19 protein-coding genes and 3 tRNA genes are annotated in these 20,642 nt (G+C 34.0%); 3 read left to right on the forward strand and 19 right to left on the reverse strand.

From position 1 onward, the window contains the following. Nucleotides 1-138: 138 nt before the first annotated feature. Nucleotides 139-339 carry a cold-shock protein gene (locus LA20249_RS05915; RefSeq protein ID WP_010020786.1) on the reverse strand — a complete coding sequence of 67 codons (201 nt, stop codon included), beginning with the start codon at nt 337-339 and terminating at the stop codon, nt 139-141. 186 nt (nt 340-525) lie between these two features. After that, on the reverse strand, nt 526-1,434 hold the full coding sequence (rbsK, locus tag LA20249_RS05920; RefSeq protein ID WP_057738636.1) for a ribokinase: 909 nt from the start codon (nt 1,432-1,434) through the stop codon (nt 526-528). Nucleotides 1,435-1,597: 163 nt separating this feature from the next. On the opposite strand from rbsK, the gene LA20249_RS05925 reads away from it, so the two are divergent. Next, nucleotides 1,598-2,995 carry a hypothetical protein gene (locus tag LA20249_RS05925; protein ID WP_057738638.1) on the forward strand — a complete coding sequence of 466 codons (1,398 nt, stop codon included), beginning with the start codon at nt 1,598-1,600 and terminating at the stop codon, nt 2,993-2,995. A 670-nt stretch (nt 2,996-3,665) separates the two neighbouring features. Here LA20249_RS05925 and LA20249_RS05930 read toward each other — a convergent pair. From LA20249_RS05930 to LA20249_RS05940, 3 genes are all read right to left on the reverse strand, one after another. Beyond that, entirely contained in the window at nt 3,666-4,181 is a 516-nt protein-coding gene (locus tag LA20249_RS05930) for an SLAP domain-containing protein (protein WP_057738640.1), read from the reverse strand. A 329-nt stretch (nt 4,182-4,510) separates the two neighbouring features. Then, a complete protein-coding gene (locus tag LA20249_RS05935) occupies nt 4,511-5,017 on the reverse strand; it encodes an SLAP domain-containing protein (protein ID WP_057738642.1) in 507 nt (168 codons plus the stop codon). 111 nt (nt 5,018-5,128) lie between these two features. Then, a complete protein-coding gene (locus LA20249_RS05940) occupies nt 5,129-5,980 on the reverse strand; it encodes a helix-turn-helix domain-containing protein (protein WP_083477913.1) in 852 nt (283 codons plus the stop codon). 289 nt (nt 5,981-6,269) lie between these two features. Between LA20249_RS05940 and LA20249_RS05945 the strand changes: the two genes are divergently transcribed. Next, nucleotides 6,270-7,259 (forward strand): tRNA dihydrouridine synthase, encoded by a 990-nt coding sequence (locus LA20249_RS05945; protein WP_057738646.1) that lies wholly within the window; start codon nt 6,270-6,272, stop codon nt 7,257-7,259. Nucleotides 7,260-7,326: 67 nt separating this feature from the next. Here LA20249_RS05945 and LA20249_RS05950 read toward each other — a convergent pair. The 9 genes from LA20249_RS05950 to LA20249_RS05990 all read right to left on the reverse strand — a co-directional run bounded on the left by LA20249_RS05950 (nt 7,327) and on the right by LA20249_RS05990 (nt 15,547). Then, a tRNA-Leu gene (locus LA20249_RS05950) sits at nt 7,327-7,412 on the reverse strand. A 48-nt stretch (nt 7,413-7,460) separates the two neighbouring features. Then, nucleotides 7,461-7,916: a SprT family protein gene (locus LA20249_RS05955; RefSeq protein WP_057738648.1), complete on the reverse strand. Its 456-nt coding sequence runs from the start codon at nt 7,914-7,916 to the stop codon at nt 7,461-7,463. Nucleotide 7,917: 1 nt separating this feature from the next. Continuing rightward, nucleotides 7,918-8,352: a hypothetical protein gene (locus LA20249_RS05960; protein ID WP_057738650.1), complete on the reverse strand. Its 435-nt coding sequence runs from the start codon at nt 8,350-8,352 to the stop codon at nt 7,918-7,920. A 5-nt stretch (nt 8,353-8,357) separates the two neighbouring features. After that, on the reverse strand, nt 8,358-9,338 hold the full coding sequence (locus LA20249_RS05965; RefSeq protein ID WP_057738652.1) for a glycosyltransferase family 2 protein: 981 nt from the start codon (nt 9,336-9,338) through the stop codon (nt 8,358-8,360). Continuing rightward, nucleotides 9,339-10,697: a YhgE/Pip domain-containing protein gene (locus LA20249_RS05970; RefSeq protein ID WP_235806754.1), complete on the reverse strand. Its 1,359-nt coding sequence runs from the start codon at nt 10,695-10,697 to the stop codon at nt 9,339-9,341. Between the two features lie 111 nt (nt 10,698-10,808). Continuing rightward, nucleotides 10,809-11,984, reverse strand: coding sequence for an aminotransferase class I/II-fold pyridoxal phosphate-dependent enzyme (locus LA20249_RS05975; protein WP_236900078.1), 1,176 nt, complete (start codon nt 11,982-11,984; stop codon nt 10,809-10,811). 156 nt (nt 11,985-12,140) lie between these two features. Beyond that, the gene (nadE, locus tag LA20249_RS05980; protein WP_057738658.1) at nt 12,141-12,956 is read right to left on the reverse strand and encodes an ammonia-dependent NAD(+) synthetase; all 816 of its coding nucleotides are present in this window, start codon (nt 12,954-12,956) and stop codon (nt 12,141-12,143) included. Between the two features lie 2 nt (nt 12,957-12,958). Beyond that, nucleotides 12,959-14,431 carry a nicotinate phosphoribosyltransferase gene (locus tag LA20249_RS05985; RefSeq protein WP_057738660.1) on the reverse strand — a complete coding sequence of 491 codons (1,473 nt, stop codon included), beginning with the start codon at nt 14,429-14,431 and terminating at the stop codon, nt 12,959-12,961. Nucleotides 14,432-14,470: 39 nt separating this feature from the next. Beyond that, on the reverse strand, nt 14,471-15,547 hold the full coding sequence (locus LA20249_RS05990; RefSeq protein ID WP_057738662.1) for a glycosyltransferase: 1,077 nt from the start codon (nt 15,545-15,547) through the stop codon (nt 14,471-14,473). 58 nt (nt 15,548-15,605) lie between these two features. On the opposite strand from LA20249_RS05990, the gene LA20249_RS05995 reads away from it, so the two are divergent. Continuing rightward, on the forward strand, nt 15,606-16,331 hold the full coding sequence (locus tag LA20249_RS05995; protein WP_057738663.1) for a WecB/TagA/CpsF family glycosyltransferase: 726 nt from the start codon (nt 15,606-15,608) through the stop codon (nt 16,329-16,331). Between the two features lie 47 nt (nt 16,332-16,378). Here LA20249_RS05995 and LA20249_RS06000 read toward each other — a convergent pair whose 3' ends face one another. The 5 genes from LA20249_RS06000 to LA20249_RS06020 form a co-directional block, all read right to left on the reverse strand. Continuing rightward, entirely contained in the window at nt 16,379-17,773 is a 1,395-nt protein-coding gene (locus LA20249_RS06000) for an O-antigen ligase family protein (protein WP_057738664.1), read from the reverse strand. Between the two features lie 76 nt (nt 17,774-17,849). Continuing rightward, nucleotides 17,850-18,551, reverse strand: coding sequence for a GntR family transcriptional regulator (locus LA20249_RS06005; protein ID WP_057738666.1), 702 nt, complete (start codon nt 18,549-18,551; stop codon nt 17,850-17,852). A 132-nt stretch (nt 18,552-18,683) separates the two neighbouring features. Next, a tRNA-Gln gene (locus tag LA20249_RS06010) sits at nt 18,684-18,755 on the reverse strand. A gap of 5 nt (nt 18,756-18,760) precedes the next feature. Further along, nucleotides 18,761-18,843: transfer RNA gene (locus LA20249_RS06015), tRNA-Tyr, on the reverse strand. Between the two features lie 213 nt (nt 18,844-19,056). After that, nucleotides 19,057-20,532, reverse strand: a complete 1,476-nt coding sequence (locus LA20249_RS06020; protein ID WP_057738668.1) for a peptide MFS transporter — start codon at nt 20,530-20,532, stop codon at nt 19,057-19,059. Nucleotides 20,533-20,642: the final 110 nt, after the last annotated feature.

A 20,642-nucleotide genomic window follows, 5' to 3' on the forward strand; every position in this document is an offset into this window, starting at 1 on the left:
TATTCCTTATTTTTTAATAACAATAATAGACTAGTAATATTTAATAACTGTAAATTTAATGTAAATTCTCTTTGAAGACACAAAAAAAGCTAACTCCTGTGAGTTAGCTTAAAAGTTCAAAGTTTATTAAAGTTATAATTAGTCCTTAACAACGTTTGAAGCTTGTGGTCCACGATCACTATCTTCGATGTCGAATGTTACAGCTTGACCTTCTTCAAGTGTCTTGTAACCGTCACCTTGGATTGCTGAGAAGTGAACAAATACGTCACTACCATCTTCGCGTGTAATAAAACCATAGCCTTTTTCTGCGTTAAACCATTTAACTGTTCCGTGTTCCATCAGACTATTCCTCCTGATAAATAATATATTAGTTGTGCATTTATTTCGTGGTACATTATGGAAGAAAGTCTAAAGTACGAAACATTCAAACCATCCGAACCATTCACCATTCAAAAATACAACTCTTATAGTAACATGATTAACAACTTATTACAATCTACGTATAAAGTTTTCCCCGATAAACGCTCAAATTTTTACATCATCAACGTAAGGAATGGAATTTTGTGCACCCTTAACCTGCACCGCAATCGACGAGGCCTTGCTAGCAAACTTCATTGCTTCAACCATATTATCTAAATTAGAATCTAACTTAGCGGCCAAATAACCAATGAATGTATCACCCGCAGCGGTCGTATCAACTGCTGATACTTTGTAAGCATTCACAAAATCATCTTTACCATCAGTGTAATAAAGTGATCCCCTGCTACCAATAGTTATTATAACACGCTTGACACCCATTTTATTCAATTTATCTGCAGAATTTATAATTGATTTTTTATCGACTGCTTTTACGCCTGTTATAGCCTCTGCTTCGGTTTCGTTAGGAACAATAATGTCAGTTAATTGAAATAATTCTTCCGGAATATCGGTTTTGGCTGGAGCAGGATTCAAAATCGTTACAACATTATTTTTTTTAGCAATGCGAAATGCCTCCAAGGTCGCTTCAATCGGAGTCTCAAATTCAGAAATCAAGCAATCAGCCTCAGCAATAGAACTTTCAGCATTCTTCACATCGTCCACACTGATAGTTTGATTAGCACCACCGTAAATCAAAATGCTGTTTTGACCATTGTCATCTAATAGAATATAGGCCTTACCCGTTCCAGCTTTAGGATCAACCGTAATATTTTCCATATTCAAGCCATCTTTTTTAAAAGTATCCAACATAAAATCTGCTGCATGATCTTGACCAATTTTGGCAATGAAAGTAGTTTTTGCACCACCACGAACTGCGGCAATTGCCTGATTAGCCCCTTTTCCACCTCCAGCATTGGATTCGTCACTCATTGCCATAGTTTCTCCAGGAACTGGTAAACGTTTAATGTTTAAAATCGTATCAACATTGATTGAGCCTAACACAACAACTTTTTCCATGTTAAAGTCACCTTTTCTTTTTTAGTAATTAATTTTGTATTCCTATTATTCATCAATTATTAATACTATCAATATTCTTCTATTTTCCACAAGTTAACTCTCATATTATTTGAAATAATGATAGAATATATTCTTAGTAAATGAAAATTTTAAGGATGTATTTATGACAAGAACAGCTAAACTAAGTTTTTACTTCATACTATTCATCATCTTCGGACTAATTGGTATGTGGATGCCATTATTAGGTGACGACCTCCATTGGGGGACCTATTTCGGTAGTAATTATTTTCCCCAGGGAATCTTTACCTACTATGATGGACGTTACTTAGGCGATCTATTAGTTATCGCCATTACTAAAGTAAAAGTTCTCGCCTTTTTGGCTTATGGGATTTTTCCTACTACTATTGTTTATTTAATTCAAAAAATTCGGGAACAAATTTCTCCCGCTAAAAATATTGGATTGGTTTCAAGTGCTTTAGCAACCGCCTTAATTCTTCTAACCCCAGCTTCTATTTTTAAACAAATTTTGGGCTGGCATGCTGGATTTGCTAATTACTTGCCCTCTACTATCTTCCCGTTATTTCTTCTATATCTGGTCTTAAAAAACTATGATAACAAGAATGTTCATTATTACCGTACTAGCATGTTTTTAATCTTTTTAGCCGCAATTTCGGCTCAATTCTTTGCTGAACATATTACATTGTTAAACTGTTTCAACATTATTTTAGTTTGGATTTTTCTAAGAAAACATTTTGGAGAGCAATTCAAGAAGGTCCTCAATTTAATCTTAATTGGTAACTTTATCGGTGCTATCTTGATGTTTATCAATGGAGCTTATCTTAAGATATTATTTGGTTCTGATTCTTACCGTTCAGTGAGTGGCGGTGAAACTAAAGACACAATGCTCCATTACCTGAGAATCAGTTACACTCCTAAACATTTGATTATTGTCGGTATAATTTTAATGTTGTTTACAATCTTGGCAATTCTTTATAGTCTGAAATTAAAGAACACAAAACATAAGCTTGCTAATTTTGCTCTATTATTATCAACATATGTTGTTATCGCACCATTCATCGTTGTTTCACCATTTGGTTCCAGATGTATGTTTGCTAGTTATATTTTCTTAGTAACCATCTTTACAATCAACCTTGATATTTTCTTCAATAATTATGAAAAAATCTTATTACCACTATTTAGTTTAATAGCCTTAGTATTAGGAGTCCGCATGGATTACCTAGCTCACGACTATGGACAGACTTTTGATATGCAAATTGAATATTCACAATATCAAAATACCATCAGTCGTGATAGTCAGTACTTCCTCAAATATCGTGACGATAAGTATATTTGGATGACGGGTCCTATTGAAACTGATAATAACTTCTCCGAATTATATGTTAAAAACAAGGATCGCAATATGGTTCCAATCAATTACTATGATTGGACTGATGTTAAGCGCAAATTAAAGAACAAGAAATTCAAGAGTCGCGATGAATATATGAAGGCTTTTGATAAAGGAATTTTGAAAAAAGTTAAACTGATTCAAGCAAAAAATTAATTTAATTCTCAAATATTAAAAAAGTGGGACATAACATAGCCTAATAAAGGGCTGAAAATGTTATGTCTCGTTTTTTATTCCAAATTACCCAAAACCTATACCGATTATATTCATTTAACCACTCTATCAACATTTAAAGACATTTTGTCATAAAAAAAGCATACATACCACTCATGAAATAGATGATATGAATAAATAATTTCATATTAGATTCATTTGACTATTTAAATTCAATATAATTTCAAAAATTATTAATTAATCTTTATTGCTGTTTACAAATTCCATTTTTAATATCAAAATCGTAACAAAAAAGAATCTTCAAATTTTTTCAAGCCGAGAAACCCTATTATAACAAGCTTCAGACAACATATTCATAATTCTTAATTATTTAAGATATTTCCAAATCAATACTATTAATGCAACATTTTTTATTATTAGCCATTCTAATTCACTTTAGGAAAAAGCTTTTTACAAAACTTGAATCAAAAAAGACATCGAATCATATTACACTATGAATTGTATTAAGGAAACACCTCATATATCTAATAAATATTTAAGTACATACGGCAGTGTACATAGAGATTGATATATAAAATAAAAAAAGACATTTATGGTCGGCATACCATAAACATCTTAATTAAGAATTCACACACATAGAATTGAATTTAAATTAGTTAATAGAACTTTTTACTTGTTGTTCAGTTACATCAAACATGGCAACATATTGATCAGTAGCAACACGTACGAAAGGCATACCTTGAGATGTATAAATTGCAGAGTCGGAATACCATTTAGTTCCGGAAGCAAGTGATACGTCTGTTCTTTGTTTCAAATTATGATCATAAACACGTACAGACCCATTATCGTCAGATGATTGAACTTTAATAATCATTTGGCGTTTTTTGTATGCAAAACTATCATTTGTACTCAAAAACTGATTCGGAGCAACTTGGAAATACTCATTGCCATTGATTTTTTCTAACTTATTAACTTTCCAAGTACTGTCCTTATCGACGGAAATATTGGTCTTATTACCATTCTGATCATAAACAGAAGCTGCCTGTTCTGTAACTTGAGCATAGTTTCCTGTCGTTACAGATTGAGCATTAACATCAGTAACACTAGCGGTTGCAGCGATACTGCCCCCAAATAATGCACATACTAAAAGAGCAATAGATTTTTTCATAATTATACCTCACTATAATTTAATAATTTAAGTCCCTCGGCTATTTTTTGGCATAAAAATAGCGTACATAAGATTGATTCTTTCATATAAAATAAAACTATAACAATTCACACATTTGCCTATATTTTTTATCGGCATATCTATAAGCAACTTAATAGTACAAGGATTCGACACATTTTTCAACATATTTCTCTCTATAATGATATATAATTCTATTAATTTTTTTATATAATCAATATTCCTATGCAGTTGGAAACGTTTAAAAAGGTAAAAAATTATTTTAATAAAAAGAGCATTCTAGTATATTCCTAGAGTGCCCTTTTTATAAACTAGTATTTTTCTGTAAATTGTTGCTGTATGACGTACCACATTCCTACATATTCATTAGTTGCCACACGAACGAATGGCATACCTTCTGAAGTCGTGATTACACGATCAGAATACCAGGATGTATTCGGTGCCAGTGCAACTTTGGTACTTTCAACAAGATTATGATTATAGACAGGAACATCGCCATCATCACTCGAAACCTTGATGACCTCTGGTCTGTTGCGATAAACAAAGCTATCATTTGAACTCAAGAACTCATTAGTAGCTACTTGATAATAATCGTTTCCATTTACAGTAACCGTCTTCCCAAGATACCAGTCACTACCCTTTGGCTCTGACTTTCCAAGAGATAATCCAAATGAATTATATAGTTGAGCAGAACGTACATCAACTTCTACAAAATTACCGCTAGTCACGGATTCAGCCTTGACACTATGGACGGATAAAATCGAAAAGGTTAAACCCAGCAAAGCGACCAATAATGTCACCATTACTTTTCTTTTCATAATTTAAACTTCCTTAGTCTCCTTAGACTTAATCAATTATAATTTGTTTAAACATGTTTTACAAAAATTAGCTATTTTATTGATAAAAAAATAAACCATCTAAGGTATTCCCTAATGATTTATTTCTTTTAATAAATTCTTATTTTGATTAAACTTTGCTAAATAATAGGCCAAATTATAATAATCATCGTATTGATCTTTTTTATCAGGATCATTTTTAACGGCACATGCAGCACTGTAATTTAATTCGTCCAAGAAATATGAAGTATGATTTCTTTGTGCGTAATTCAATCCACAGTGACTAAAACGATATGCTTTTTGATAAAGCTTCATATCAATGAAAGACTTGGCAAGAGTCTTACAAAGAAACAATACTTCTAACTCATTAGCATTTGGTATTTCTAATTTTTCTTCAAAGGAATCACTAATCATTTGAAAATAATACTGAGCTCGATCAATATGACTTTGTTTCAAATATCCTAATCCCTTGAACAAATAAGCTAGTAGTGTGTATATGTCATCATTAGCTGATTTAGTTAATTGTAGAACTTTATCTAATGTAAACAAAGATTCATCAATATTATTTTTTTGATATTCAACAATTCCTATTATTAATTCATATTGTTTCATATCGTTATTATTGAGTTTCCCTTGTAAACTAGACATTTTTTGATCAATTTCATTTAATTTGAACGACAAAGCATCATGCTCAATTTTGTCCAGAGCACTCTCCTTTTCAACTGAATCCCGACTTGAAAAGTCACTAAAAACATCATTCAACGACAAATTCAATTTCAAACAAATCTTGATTAAAATGTTTACCGTTGGAGCTGTATTATGCTTTTCTATCTTGCTAATTGTGTTTTGAGTGCAAATATCGTCGGCCAACTCGATTTGCGTCAAATTCATTTCTCGTCTTTTATTATAAATAATAGATCCAAGAAACAAGAACAACACTCCCATCTATCTAATATCAATATTTATCAGTAATACTATACCACCTTATAAAAAAATATATACTTCATTTAATGTTATTAATGTTAAATTTTAAATACATAATTATGATATAACGACTATTTAATGAATTAAACAGTGATATTAAGGCGATTTTTTAAAATTTAGTTGTATTATTTTAATTTTCTCAAAAATTAATTAAAAGATTCAAAACTGACTCTAATAAGCTACAAAATTAGCCTAAAAAAATTGAAACTAGTATTATGAATAGTAACGTATATAAAAGGAGTAATTGAAAGTGACAGAATCAACATTTTGGTCGCAAATAGCAAAAAAAGCTAAAAAACAACAGCGACCTTTCTTTACCATGGCGCCTATGGAGGCTGTAAGCAATACCGTTTTTCGTCAAGTCATTGCTAAAGCAAGTGCACCAGATACTTTCTTTAGTGAATTCGTTTATGCTAAAGGAATAACTGATAAAACAACTAAATTTCCAGTTGACGGACGACTTTTTATTGATCCTAGAGAACAAAAGAAACCAGTCGTTCAACTTTGGGGAGATGTCGCCAGTGACTTTGCTAGTGGAGCTGAATTTTTAAAAAGCCATGGCTTTTCAGCTGTGGATATAAATACCGGCTGTCCAGATAAAACAGTTATTAAAAATCATGGTGGCACTTACTTGATTCGCAATCCAGAAAAAATTGACGATATTGTTGCTGCTACTAAACAATCTAATCTGGCCGTTAGTATCAAAACTCGATTAGGATATAGTAAAGTTGATGAATTTAACAGTTGGATTCCTAAGCTTTTGAGCCAACAAACTGATCTTCTAACTGTCCATTTGAGAACTAAGATGGAAATGAGTAAAGTTCCTGCGCATTATGAAGTAATTGATGATCTTATTAAAATGCGTGATGAAATTGCTCCACAAACTTTATTGCAGATTAATGGCGATATTCCCGATTACCAAGCTGGGCTCAAATTAGCTCAAGAACACCCCGGTCTCGATGGCATTATGATTGGTCGTGGAGTTTTTGCCAATCCTTTTGCCTTTGAACAAAATCAAAAAAAACATTCTTTGAATGAATTATTAAGCTTGTTACGTATGCAACTCGATTTGTTTGACGACTTTGCCACACACTATGATGTTCCGCGTTTTCCATCATTAAAACGTTTCTTTAAAATCTATGCTCGTCCTGAATTGGGTGCTATTGACTTACGTAATGAAATGATGCAAGCTAAATCAACTGATGAAGTCCGTCAGATTCTAGATGATTTTCAGAAATAGATAAAAAATAAGAGGAACAACCACAATGGTTATTCCTCTTATTTTTATCTAAATTTGTTTAAACAGATGCGGGTAAGAAGATTCGAACTTCCACGGAGATAATTCTCCACAAGATCCTTAGTCTTGCGCGTCTGCCAATTCCGCCATACCCGCATGCAACAGAAACTATTATACATATAATCAAATAAATTATCAAGATGATTATTTAATATCTCGTAAATAGACTAATTTTCCATGACATTTACCACAAACATAACGTTTAGTATCAATTCTTCGTACCCTTCGATAGATTGTTTGACAGTGACTACATTGATATAAGTGATAATTTTTAGATCTTACAGTGCGCTGGATTGGTGAATAGCGTAGACCATCCACCTGTTTTAAAAGTACCTTGAAACTATGATCTCGATGTTGAGCTGGCAAGCCATCATTATACAAATGATAATGACACAATTCATGTTTAATGACCCCTACCAATGTCTCATAACCAAATTGTCGATAAATTTTAGGGTTGATATCAATATTACGATCACGTAAATGAAATCTCCCACCAGTGGTTTTTAAACGGTTATTAAAATATGCCTGATGAACAAAAGGCTTCCCAAAATATTCTTGAGAAACCTTCTTCACTAATTCATTTAATTCTAAATCAGACATATTAAGCTAAATCAGTCAACTTTTGAATTAATTTTGAAAACTTATCCATTGCTTCATCTTGTTCTTTTTCAGAAGCGTCAAATCTATGACGGTCAATTTTTTTATCATCGCCAATACTATCAGTCATTTCACCACAAGCTTCAACATACTTTCTAAAGGCTGAAACCAATGTGATATGCGTCCCCATTAATCTTGCAGGAGCGCGACCCTTATCTAATTTAGCAAGTGTCTCTTGATACTTTTTAGTTCCAGAAGCAAAATCCTTTTGAATCTTTACATATTCTACGCTGTCAATTTGATCAACTTTACTACGATCCAGTGCATCACGAAGCTTCTCAAATTCAGGATTTAATTTATCTTGTTCTTCTTGAATAGTTTGAACAGTTGCATTAATCAAATTACCATATTGCATTGCTTTTTTTTGTGCAGCATTCATAACAGTTACCTCTTATTTTCTTGTTGTGTCTTCTCAGTATAAATATCTCTTTCAATTGTAAATCTAGGGCGACCTTTAACTTCACTAAAGATTTTACCGACATATTCGCCAATCACACTAATACTAATTAATTGTACACCACCGAGTGCCCAAATAGATATCATTAGTGATGACCAACCTTCGACAACGTTTCCGTTGATTTTTTGAACCAAACTATAGATCAACAATACGATACTAATCAAAACGATGAAAAATCCTAATCCCATAATCATCTTAATCGGAACAATTGAAAAAGAAGTAATTCCATCAATTGCAAACTTGATCATTTTACGCAAAGGATATTTCGAAACGCCGGCAAAACGCTCCTTGCGGGCATAAAATACTTTAGCTGATTTAAAACCTACCAAAGGCACGATTCCTCGCAAAAATAAATTACGTTCTTTATAGCTCAACAACACCTTGCAAGCACGTTGGCTCATTAGTCGATAGTCAGCGGAATCCGGTACTAACTTAACGCCTAGAAACCCCATGAAACGGTAGAACATTTCTGCCGTCCCACGTTTAAAAGCTGTATCAGTATCACGATTATTCCTAACCCCGTAAACAATTTCTGCACCTTGTAAATATTCGTTAACCATTTTCGGTATGGCATTAACATCATCTTGTAAATCGGCATCTATCGTTATAACGGCATCAGAATCTTCTGAGGCTGTTGTTACACCTGCTAATAAGGCCCCTTGGTGACCAAAATTACGACTCAATTTCACACCTGAAACGCAATTATATTTATCAGAAAATTCGGAAATCAAAGCCCAAGTTTTGTCTTTGCTGCCATCGTCAACGAATACAATTTTACTATTTTTGGAAATTTTACTGGCATTCATTAATCCAGATAAAATATTTGTCAATTCTTTTGTAGTTTCATGTAGCACTTCTTCCTCGTTATAACAAGGAACGACAATGCTTAATTTCACTCCATCAGACATTTATTTCGTCTCCCGCTTTAATTTAATGAAATCACAACAACTATACAATCCTAAACCAGCTAAAATAGCCACTATCGGTAAGAATTCAAGTCGATATCGTCCTTGGACTTCAATTAATAATTGTACAACGGCATACGCCATAAGTGGCAAAATAACCAAGAATATTTTATTATTATCGAGTTTTAATCTAAAGAGTCTTATTGAACCGATCCAAGAAAATACTATCAGGATTACACTCCCCATGTATCCCAATAATTTAACTAAATTAGTCATTTTTAATGAATGAATCGTATCAAATCCTGTAAAGTCAATTGCCATTGATCTTCCAGCCCAGAGGGTCCGATTCTTTTGCCAGAACAATTTCAGCCAACCATGTGTAGCATTCAAATTGTTAACATTCTCATGAATGACCTTATATTCCTTAGCACTCATTTTATTTCGACTAGCCTTAAGATCAAACCGATTGACCATCCCTTGATCATAAGAACCACTAGAATTTGCATCCAAACCAACTACGAATTTCCATTCAGAATCCCGATTAGTTAAGCCATAAGAATTTAAGCCAGAATTTTTAATAGCTAAACTAGCTCCAGAAAAAATCATCTGGTAAATAACTAGCGTGATTACTACTTTGACAATTCCCATCCAAGAAAATTTACCTTTGCTAATAAAGAGATACAACAAACCATAGACGATGATTCCGGCAATAACAACTGGACCAATTGGACGAACAATACTCCCAATGGCTAATGTCAAGCCAGCTAAAATATAAGTCCAATATTTATCCTGCATAATCAAATAAAACGTCAACATAAACAGGAGCATCCCAATATATTGATTATCGGCTTGGCTATTTAAAGCAAACCAATCCAAGTCAATCATCAAAACAAAGACTGTCAAACGAGCTACTTTCACTTTATTAAAAATCTGCATTGAAATTAAGTATGTCAAATATAGGATTAAAACTTGATAAATAATATTTAGAAATTGTATAGCAAAAACGTGTTCACCAAATATTTTTACTACCGTCATAACGTAGACTAAAAAGCCCGTTTGATAAGCCCACTTAGCAAAATAATCATTATCGTAGCTGAATATACTTTTTCCTGCCAAAGCCTTTGGTGCTTTAGTCCAAAAAGTTTTGAAATCACTGACCTGCGTCTGCGGAACTAGCTTCAGCCAAATTAAGGCAACAATCAAAAAGATGAACAACATGCTTATTAAAATTAGTCGATTCAAATTCTTATCGTCATCACGAATTCGATACAAAAGATACCCTATTGCACCAACAAAAATAATTGCACAAAGAAGAACCAGTATGGTTAATACTGGTTCTGGTTTTAAATAATTTAATGTCAAGAATCCCCCCATTTGAATTAAAACAACTGATGTAAAAATTCCTAGACATATAAGCACCAATTTACTAATTATACTTTGAAATCTGCTTAACATATTTACCCTTCTATGTTGCTATTTTTTCTGTCCTTTAGTGAAGTCTGCCAACTTCAAAAGACACTGAGAAATATCCTCCATACTTGCAGCATAGCTAAATCTCAAATGATTTTCGCCACCGATTCCAAAGAAACTACCTGGTAAAATTGCCAAATGCTCTTTTTCTAATAAATCGTTAGCAAATTTAACATCATCCTGTTCTAAATCTTCTGGAATCTTAGCAAATAAGTAGAAAGCACCGTTAGGCGTTGGACATTTAAAACCTAATTTATTCAAACCACTCAACAACTTATCACGTCTTGCTTGATACTGCTCACGCATCGAAATAGGATCATCATAACCATTCTTATATGCTTCAATTGCTGCAAATTGAGTTATTGAGGTAATCGAAGTTGTAGCCAATTCATGAATCTTGTTGATCTGACTAATAATTTCAGCTGGACCACAAACGATTCCAAGACGCCATCCAGTCATTGCATGCGACTTAGACAATCCATTCATAACGATTGTCTGTTCAGGAAGAATATTTCCGAATGAAATATGTTTAAAATTATAAGTCAATTCACTATAAATTTCGTCACTTATTACAAAAATATCACGATTTCTTAAAATATCAGCTAAAGCTTTTAATTCTTCTTCGGTATAACTAACACCAGTTGGATTACTTGGGAAATTCAACAAGAATATCTTAATTCTAGGATTAGTTTCTAAGACATTTTTCAAAACATCTGGCGTTACTTTAAAGTTAGTTTTTGAAGTATCAATATAGACTGGTGAAGCCCCATTAAAGTCAGCATCTGGACCATAAATAGTGAAGGCTGGAGATGGAATTAATACTTCATCACCTGATTGCAAGATAGCATTGAAGGCTGAAAAAACACCTTCAGTAACTCCAGTCGTTGCAACAATTTGTGTTTTAGGATCATAATTTAGATCATATTTATCATGTAGATATTTCGAAACGGCACTCAAAAGTTCATGATTACCCTCAGGTACAGTATAATGGGTTTTATTATCATTAATTGCCTTGATAGCAGCTTCTTTGATATGCTCTGGTGTTGGAAAATTAGGTTCACCAACGGTCATATTAATGACACCTGGAATACTTTTGGCGCGCGCATTGAATTTAAAAATCTCTTGTTGCTTAATTGCAATAACAGATGGTTTCATAAGGGAAACTAGATTATTGTTCACTGTTAAACACCTCTTCATAGAATATTACAATAATACAGTTTCATTCTAACACACGAGATTATATATACGAAAAGCTGTCAATCATAACCTCGATTCAAATATTAAAGAAAAATGACATCAGGCAACCATATTTGATTGCCCAATGTCACTTTTTATCTAGTCAAAAACAGTATATGGCAAGCGACGCTTGTGTGCTGTTTTCTTGTACCAATTCTCTATAATTTCAGCGCTCTTAGAATCGATCTCTTTACCTTCTAGGTAATCATCAATATTCTTATAAGATACTCCAAGTGCCTTTTCATCTGGTAAACTTGGACGATCTTCTTCTAGATCAGCCGTAGGTATCTTCTCATATAAATTCTTTGGAGCTGAAAGTTTTTCTAGTAGCGCCTTACCTTGGCGTTTATCCAAGCGGAATAGTGGCGTTACATCAGCTGCGCCATCACCATATTTTGTATAGAAGCCAGTAATGTTTTCTGCCGCATGATCAGTTCCTACAACGACGCCTTGATTGTCGCCCGCAATAGCATATTGAGCAATCATTCTAGTTCTAGCTTTGATATTTCCCTTATTAAAATCAGAAATATGCATATCGTTATTCTCAACAGCTTTAACCATATTGTCGACACTATCTTTTATATTAACTCGAATTACTTTATCAGCTTGCATCCATTCGATAGCCTGCATTGCATCTGATTCATCCGCTTGTTCCCCATAAGGTAAACGAACGGCAATAAATTTATAATCATCATTGCCTGTTTCTTCTCGTAATTCCGTCATCGCCATTTCTGACAACTTTCCAGCTAAAGTGGAATCTTGACCACCAGAGATACCCAAAACAAGCGTTTTTAAAAAACTACGATCTTTTACATAATTCTTCAAAAAATCTACTGAACGTCGAATTTCAGTTTCAGGATCAATTTCTGGTTTAGTATGTTCAAATTCTATAATCTCTTTTTGTAAAGGTCTCATTTTTAGTCACCTAATCTAATATTGTTTACATCGTTACGAATTTTTTCGATATATTTCATCTTATGACTGTATAGCTTTGAAGACAAATCAACCGGATAAACTTGTGGATTCAAAATACGTTTGTATTCATCCCAAAGTGAATCTAAATTATCAGCACAGTATTTTCTGATTTCTTTGACATTAGGCAAATCATAAACCAATTTACCGTCAACAAAGATATCATGCAACATTGGCTTAGCTTGAAAATCCTCCACAGTCTTATTGATATAAGTATATTGAGGATGGAACATATAAAGTGAACCATGTTCTCTAGGATCTTCATTCCAGAAAGTCACATAGTCTCCTTCGGTCTTATTATTCTTACGGTTATTGGTAATTCTCCAAACTTGTTTCTTACCTGGTGTCGAAATCTTTGCGGCATTACTTGAAAGTTTCAAAGTGTCCATCATGTTGCCACGATTATCTTCAATACTTACCAACTTATAAACAGCGCCTAAGGCTGGTTGATCAAAAGCAGTAATTACCTTAGTACCGATACCCCAAACATCAATTTTGGCATCCTGCATCTTCAAATTAAGAACAGTTTTTTCATCTAGGTCATTTGAAGCATATATCTTTGCATTAGGGAAACCAGCTTCATCAAGTTGTTTTCTGACACGTTTTGAAATATATGCCATATCACCGGAATCAATTCTGACCCCTAAGAAATTGATCTTATCGCCCATCTCTTTAGCAACCTTGATAGCACTAGGCACACCACTTTTTAAAGTGTCATAAGTATCAACTAAGAAAACACAATTCTTATGAGTTGTTGCATAAGCTTTGAAAGCATCATATTCATTACGATAAGTTTGAACTAAAGCATGCGCATGTGTTCCAGAAATAGGAATACCAAACAACTTACCAGCCAAAACGTTGCTTGTAGCGTCAAAACCAGCAATATAAGCTGCTCTAGTTCCCCAAATAGCTGCATCAACTTCTTGAGCACGACGAGAACCAAATTCCATTACTGGATCGTCTCCACAAACAGTTTTGATACGAGCAGCCTTTGTGGCAATCAATGTCTGAAAATTAACCATATTTAAGATAGCTGTTTCAATTAATTGACATTGTGCTAGTGGACCTTCAACTTGAAGGATTGGTTCTTCATTGAAAACTAAATCTCCTTCATAAGCTGACCGCACGGTACAGCTGAATTTCATGTCCTTTAACCAGCGTAAAAATTCTTCGTCATATTCCCCATATTCACGTAAGTATTCAATATCTGAATCGGAAAAGCTCAAGTTCTTCAAGTAGTCGACTACATGTTCCAAACCTGCAAAGACTGCAAAACCATTATCGAATGGCAAGCTTCTAAAGTAAACTTCAAAAACAGCCCGGCGATTATGCAAACCCTTCCTCCAGTATGTATACATCATATTTAATTCATAATAATCAGTATGCAAAGTTAAATCTTCATCTTGAAATTGAGTCATGATTGCTCCCTTATTTATTTTATTGCCATATATTCTACTCTAATTAGCTTTTAAAGTCGCTTCATATCCTTCACTAACTTTACGAGCTAATTGTTCAATCGAATAGTGATCACGTACTATCTGATACAGATTCATTCCTTTTTGATTCAAATTATCATCTTTCCAAAAACTATGTGCTTCATTCAAGGCTTGAATCAATTCTTGTTCATTGTTAGATTCAACTAACCAACCGGTATCATCTCGAACAACTTTATCTGTCAATCCAACATCTGTGGCAATAACTGGCTTACCATAGGCGGCGGATTCCAAATAGACAGCTGGTAAGCTTTCGGATTTAGATGTCAGAATCGAGATATCGCAATCTTGATAAAAATTACCTGTATTTTCCTTAAAACCGACGAAATCCACTTTATCGGAAATGCCTAAATCAGACGTTAACTTCCGTAAACTATCCATCAATGGTCCATCACCCACTAAAATCAATCTATAATTGAAATTAACTTTGCTTAAAGCTTCCAACAATAACCGATGATTCTTGACTTCAACTAACCGTGCAACTTCTAAGATGGTAAAAGTCGATTGACGATTAAATCTTGGATTGGCTCCAGTGAAATCAATGGCATTAAAAACTTCAAAAGTTCTCTTAGCATCAATTTTCAACGATTTAAAGTAATCTGCCAAATCAGGGTTCATATAGAATAATGAATTTGCCTGTTTTAAAGCGTGTAGATTTAATTTGAGCATGACTTGTCCCTTTATACCTGAAAAGTCGATTCTAGGGTCAGAATGGACGGTAATTACCCATTTAGCCTGAATTTTCTTCCTAATCAAAGAAACAATATAATTAGCTCTTGGACCATGAGTGTGAACAATATCAAAATTATTATTATTAATATAATTTGTTAATGGTTTTAGAATAGACAGATCAAAGCGTTGCTTTTGTGGCAAAACCGTCACGTCCAATTCATTCTCACGTGCCATTTTAGACACTGGTCCTTCCTGAAAAGTTAACAGAACACTTTTTTCACCGATTATTTTCTGACCCTTCATCAGGTTAACAATATAAGTCCGAGCACCGCCGTCTTCATTACCGGCATTGATATGTAAAACACGCATTTTGACACCTCTCAAATTAATCTTTCTCGTGTATAATAATACATTAAAGGAGAATGCTATGCACAAAAATAGAATAGATATTTTAGGTACACAATTTGATAATTTTACTGAAAAGCAATTTCATCAGCATCTAGATTACGATCTAGATACTCATGCTAACAAGTTTATCGTAACAGCTAACCCTGAAATTGTGCTCTCAGCGAGAAAAGACAGCAAATTTTTGAAAATTGTTAACAACGCTGACTATGTCATTCCTGATGGAATTGGCATTATCAAAGGAGCAAATAGCTTGGGCACTCCTATGCATGAACGTATCACTGGATTCGATACGTTAAAATATTTGGTTGAAACTGCTAATCGTAAATTACTCAAAGTCTACATTCTTGGCGCTAAACCAGAAGTTATTAAAGCTACTGCTGAAAAAATCAAACATGATTATCCTCAAGTTGACCTAGTCGGTTATCACGATGGTTATTTTAAGGATGACAAGCCGATTGTTGATGAAATTGTTAAAAAGAAACCTGACATCGTCTTGGTAGCGCTTGGTTATCCTAAACAAGAATATTTCATCAATAAATACCGTTATAACGCCGACGCAATTTGGATTGGTGTTGGCGGCAGTTTTGACGTTTTCTCAGGAACAAAAAAAAGAGCTCCAAAAATTTTCCAAAAACTTAGTCTCGAATGGTTTTATCGTCTAATTACGGAACCCACAAGATTTGGTCGAATGTTGGCAATTCCTAAATATATGAAATTAATCAAACAAGAAAAGAAAAAGAAATAAAAAAATTCCTCTAGCCTAAAAAGTTAGAGGAATTTTTATTAATTCATTTAATCTTCTACATCAATTGTATAAGGATCTTCATTCGTCCGTAAAAAGATTCGTGCATTCAACATTGCATAAGCTAAAATCGAGACAAAGTAAACGCTGACTGATGGAGCCTCAATTACATGCCCCGTCAATAATGCCATACCAAACCCTAGACAAACACTAGCAACTAACATAATCCATTTAGATGACCACATGCTCCCAAATTTTCTAAAGAATGTGCCAATCAAATATATCAAGCAATATAGTAACGGTGCTAGATAAACGATTGTTCCGATTACACCAAATTGAAAGAAAATATCAACATAATCCATTTCGACCAATTTAGCGTCCTGAACTTTCTTAAAGTTTGTAGCATATCCCATTCCAAAGACCTTTTGTGGCAAGGTAGATTTGGAGAAGTTATGCGCTGCATTTTCAAAGTAAACTGTTCGACCACTAAATAAATAAGAAACTGTCTTATTAGTTTGAACGTATTTCTTTTGATCTTTAGTAATACCTTTTTTAGTTTTAGCCTTTTGTTTTTTATCTTTGATCATTTCGGTATGCAATTCTGAGGTTCTCGCCACAGCCATTGCTGGATAAGCTTTAATGATTCCACCTAAAGTGATTGCTAATAAAATAAAAATTCCTGCAAAGTATTTTCTTCTATCACGATTTCGAAAGAACTGAACGATACTTGCCAAAATAGCCAAACAAAGACTGAATAGAAGAGCTAATAACGAACCCTTCGTTCCAATCAATAGAGCTGAATAAATGGCCAAAATAATTGAAATCCAATAATACAATCTTGTCCACCGATTAATTTTCTTCAATGCATACCAAACCATAATTGGGAAAGTAATTGAAACAATAGCACTCAATTCGTTAGCCGCAAAGAACCAGCCACTTTCACCCAACTTGTAGTAAGAATATGAACTGAAACTAGTATTAGTAAAGTGAGCAATCAACATGATGATACTGATGATATTAACTGCAATAAAGATAACTTTAGGGAAAAAGCGATTGATGATTCGATCCTCTGCTAATTCCTCAAAAGCATATAAATAACCCAATAGCATAATTGGATAATACAAACTTTTAGCCAAGGTTGTAATTTCTAAAGAAGTTACGAACAAAGACTTAGTTTTATAATTTATGAATAGACTGATGACTGAAACTAAAGCTAATATGACAAAATAGCCAATCATCATAAACCCACGCCTATTATCTCGATTCAATATTAAGAATATAAGTAAATAGAAGACCGTCACGGCCATAACAGCCATGCGAATCAACACCCCAAACGTGACACTCATATGTGTCTGAGTCATTAACCCAGTAACGGCGTCCAATACTGGTTGAAAAACAATGTACAACATTAAGAAGATGCTATACTTTTTAATAAATCTTTGCATATGTGGTGACTCCCAGTTAAAAATTTAAAACGTCCTAAACAATATATTACCCTAAAGCTCTTTTGAAAGGAAACCTTTATCTCTCCAGATAAAATTCAAATCTGTCTCCAGCATACTGCGAACGGACATATTCAAACGGACGATTATCGTCCAAAGTAGTTACTTGTCTTACCCGCAAGATGGCAGATCCACGTTTAACATTCAAAAAGTTAGCAATCTTTTCAGAAGCCAAAATTGCTGAAACTGTTTGGGTAGCATCACCTAATTTTAACCCTGCTTTGTCCTCTAAGGCTTTATATAGTGAAGACGTAATGTCTTGCTTATCCAAAGAAGAAACGATGGAGACAGGAATTGTGGCGACTTCAAAACAAATTGGTTGATTGTCAGCATAACGGATTCTTTCCATTCGTAATACTTGATCGCCATCAGTTAGTTTTAGCTTTTCCATTTCACTGATCGACGGATCGGCCACGTGGTATGAAACAGTTTTACTAGAAGGCTTCTTGCCTTGACTTTCAGTTATTTCGGTAAAACTAGTCGTTCCAGACATTTTTTCTTGGACTTTGCTACTGGCAACATAAGTTCCAGAACCAACTTGTCGTTGTAAAATTCCCTCATCGACTAAAGTTTGAATAGCTTGACGAAGAGTCATTCTACTGACATCAAAATCTTGTGATAGTTGTCTTTCAGATGGAATACGTTCTCCAACATTCCATTTTCCCGACTCAATTTCTTTTCTTATCTCATTATGTATCTGTATATATACTGGTACCTTCATTTTCTGGCACTCCTTTATGTGCATTACTTTCATTAATTATACAGTATTTCATATAAAAATTAATAACTGCTCTAAAAATTAGAAAAATAAAAAGGCAAAATTCATATTCAGAATTTTGCCTTTTTTCATTAATTGGGTTAGATGGATTCGAACCATCGCATCACGGGATCAAAACCCGTTGCCTTACCGCTTGGCTATAACCCAATGAATGGAGGGGAGTGGATTCGAACCACCGAACCCGAAGGAGCGGATTTACAGTCCGCCGCGTTTAGCCAGACTTCGCTACCCCTCCATGAGATACTACGTCTTTCATTCGACTTAATAATATTACCGAAAATATACATTCTTTTCAAGTGATTTTCTAAAAAAATTACTTTTTCAGCCAAAAAATAATGAATTTAGATAAAACATACTTTTTATCCAAATAAAAATAGAGGACATTACTAGAATATGGCAACACGCCATAATTCCAATAAAGTCCTCCATTATTTAATTTTAATAAATTTTAGTTAACACCTTGCATTAATTTCTTGATCTTAGGAACAAACAAAATCAAAATAACTGCGGCAACTAATGTAACGATACCTGTAGCGCCAAAGAACATCATTTCATTCTGAGGATCACCAGGTTTAAATAATTTAACAATTTGTGCATTAGCAGCTTGTCCAGCTGAATCAGCCAAGAACCACATACTCATCATTTGTCCTTTGAAAGCTTTTGGAGCTAACTTAGTCGTAGCAGACAAACCAACTGGTGAAATCAACATTTCACCAATTTCAATAATTCCCCAACTTAGAACTAACCAGAGTGGACTAACTTTGCCACCTGGTGCTAATCCCATCAAAGGAATAATCAAAACGAAATATGAAATAGCTGTAGCAACTAGTCCCATCCAGAATTTAGATGGTGATGATGGTTGTATCTTACTCAATTTGATCCATAGCCAAGCAAAGAATGGCGTATAGATAATGATGAAGAATGGATTAAGCATTTGGAACAATGGGGCTGACAACTTAAATCCAGCAAAACTTAGTCTAGTTTGTTCAGCAGCAAAAAGTGCTAGAACAACTGAACCTTGTTCTTCAATGGCCCAGAAAATAACAGCAGCCAAGAACAAAGGAATGTAAGCCAAGACACGAGATCTTTCAATCTTTGTGACTTTCTTACTTGTTATCATCATAACAAAATAACCAATTGGTAAGGCGATACCTAAGATACTGATGATTGTAATAATGTTATCAATTGTAAAGGCATGAGCGAACATCATAACGATAACAATAACGATGATTGCTACAATTACAATTGCAACACGTTGGAAGAATTTAGTCCGTTCTTTGTCTGTAATTGGATCTGGTGCTTTTAAACTTTCCTTAGGAAGGTACTTGCGACCATCCCACCAGTAAACAATCAATCCAATAAACATTCCAATAGCGGCTAATGAAAAACCAGCATGGAAATTAAAATGATTACTCATAGCATTTACAGCTGGTGGAGCAAACAATGAACCTAAATTAATACCCATGACATAAATACTGAATCCAGAATCACGTCTTGGATCCCCTTCAGTATACAATCCACCAACCATTTCGGATACGTTTGGCTTCAATAATCCGGTACCAATAACAATTAAAGCTATTGATGAAAATAATCCTGCTTGACCAATAGGAAGTGACAAGACGATGTGACCAAGCATAATGGCAACACCACCCCAGAAGACAGTTCTTCTAGCTCCCAATAATCTATCACTGATAAATCCACCAAGAACACTAGACATATAAACTAATGAACCATAGATAGACATAACAGAAGCGGCAGTGGTACGGTCCATGCCTAGACCACCCTTAGTTACCGCATAATACATATAGAATAGTAAAATGGCACGCATACCGTAGTAACTGAATCTCTCCCAAAATTCAGTTAAGAACAGTGTCCGTAGACCTGTCGGTTGACCGAAAAATCCTCGGTCCTTTTTCTCATCCATTCGAAACTTCTCCTCACATTACACAATGATGTATTAATATTAAGCTTTTAAAAGCACCATGTCAAAACCATTTTAATAAAAGCTCCATAAATACTTACACATCAATAAAA

Origin of the sequence: Companilactobacillus alimentarius DSM 20249 (assembly GCF_002849895.1) — a bacterium.
In the GTDB taxonomy this organism is placed as follows: domain Bacteria; phylum Bacillota; class Bacilli; order Lactobacillales; family Lactobacillaceae; genus Companilactobacillus; species Companilactobacillus alimentarius.

Coding starts and splice junctions, on each gene's coding strand:
- LA20249_RS05915 (WP_010020786.1), bottom strand. CDS start 339: ATGGAACACGGAACAGTTAAATGGTTTAACGCAGAAAAAGGCTATGGT.
- rbsK (WP_057738636.1), bottom strand. CDS start 1,434: ATGGAAAAAGTTGTTGTGTTAGGCTCAATCAATGTTGATACGATTTTA.
- LA20249_RS05925 (WP_057738638.1), top strand. CDS start 1,598: ATGACAAGAACAGCTAAACTAAGTTTTTACTTCATACTATTCATCATC.
- LA20249_RS05930 (WP_057738640.1), bottom strand. CDS start 4,181: ATGAAAAAATCTATTGCTCTTTTAGTATGTGCATTATTTGGGGGCAGT.
- LA20249_RS05935 (WP_057738642.1), bottom strand. CDS start 5,017: ATGAAAAGAAAAGTAATGGTGACATTATTGGTCGCTTTGCTGGGTTTA.
- LA20249_RS05940 (WP_083477913.1), bottom strand. CDS start 5,980: ATGGGAGTGTTGTTCTTGTTTCTTGGATCTATTATTTATAATAAAAGA.
- LA20249_RS05955 (WP_057738648.1), bottom strand. CDS start 7,916: ATGTCTGATTTAGAATTAAATGAATTAGTGAAGAAGGTTTCTCAAGAA.
- LA20249_RS05960 (WP_057738650.1), bottom strand. CDS start 8,352: ATGAATGCTGCACAAAAAAAAGCAATGCAATATGGTAATTTGATTAAT.
- LA20249_RS05965 (WP_057738652.1), bottom strand. CDS start 9,338: ATGTCTGATGGAGTGAAATTAAGCATTGTCGTTCCTTGTTATAACGAG.
- nadE (WP_057738658.1), bottom strand. CDS start 12,956: ATGAGACCTTTACAAAAAGAGATTATAGAATTTGAACATACTAAACCA.
- LA20249_RS05985 (WP_057738660.1), bottom strand. CDS start 14,431: ATGACTCAATTTCAAGATGAAGATTTAACTTTGCATACTGATTATTAT.
- LA20249_RS05990 (WP_057738662.1), bottom strand. CDS start 15,547: ATGCGTGTTTTACATATCAATGCCGGTAATGAAGACGGCGGTGCTCGG.
- LA20249_RS05995 (WP_057738663.1), top strand. CDS start 15,606: ATGCACAAAAATAGAATAGATATTTTAGGTACACAATTTGATAATTTT.
- LA20249_RS06000 (WP_057738664.1), bottom strand. CDS start 17,773: ATGCAAAGATTTATTAAAAAGTATAGCATCTTCTTAATGTTGTACATT.
- LA20249_RS06005 (WP_057738666.1), bottom strand. CDS start 18,551: ATGAAGGTACCAGTATATATACAGATACATAATGAGATAAGAAAAGAA.
- LA20249_RS06020 (WP_057738668.1), bottom strand. CDS start 20,532: ATGGATGAGAAAAAGGACCGAGGATTTTTCGGTCAACCGACAGGTCTA.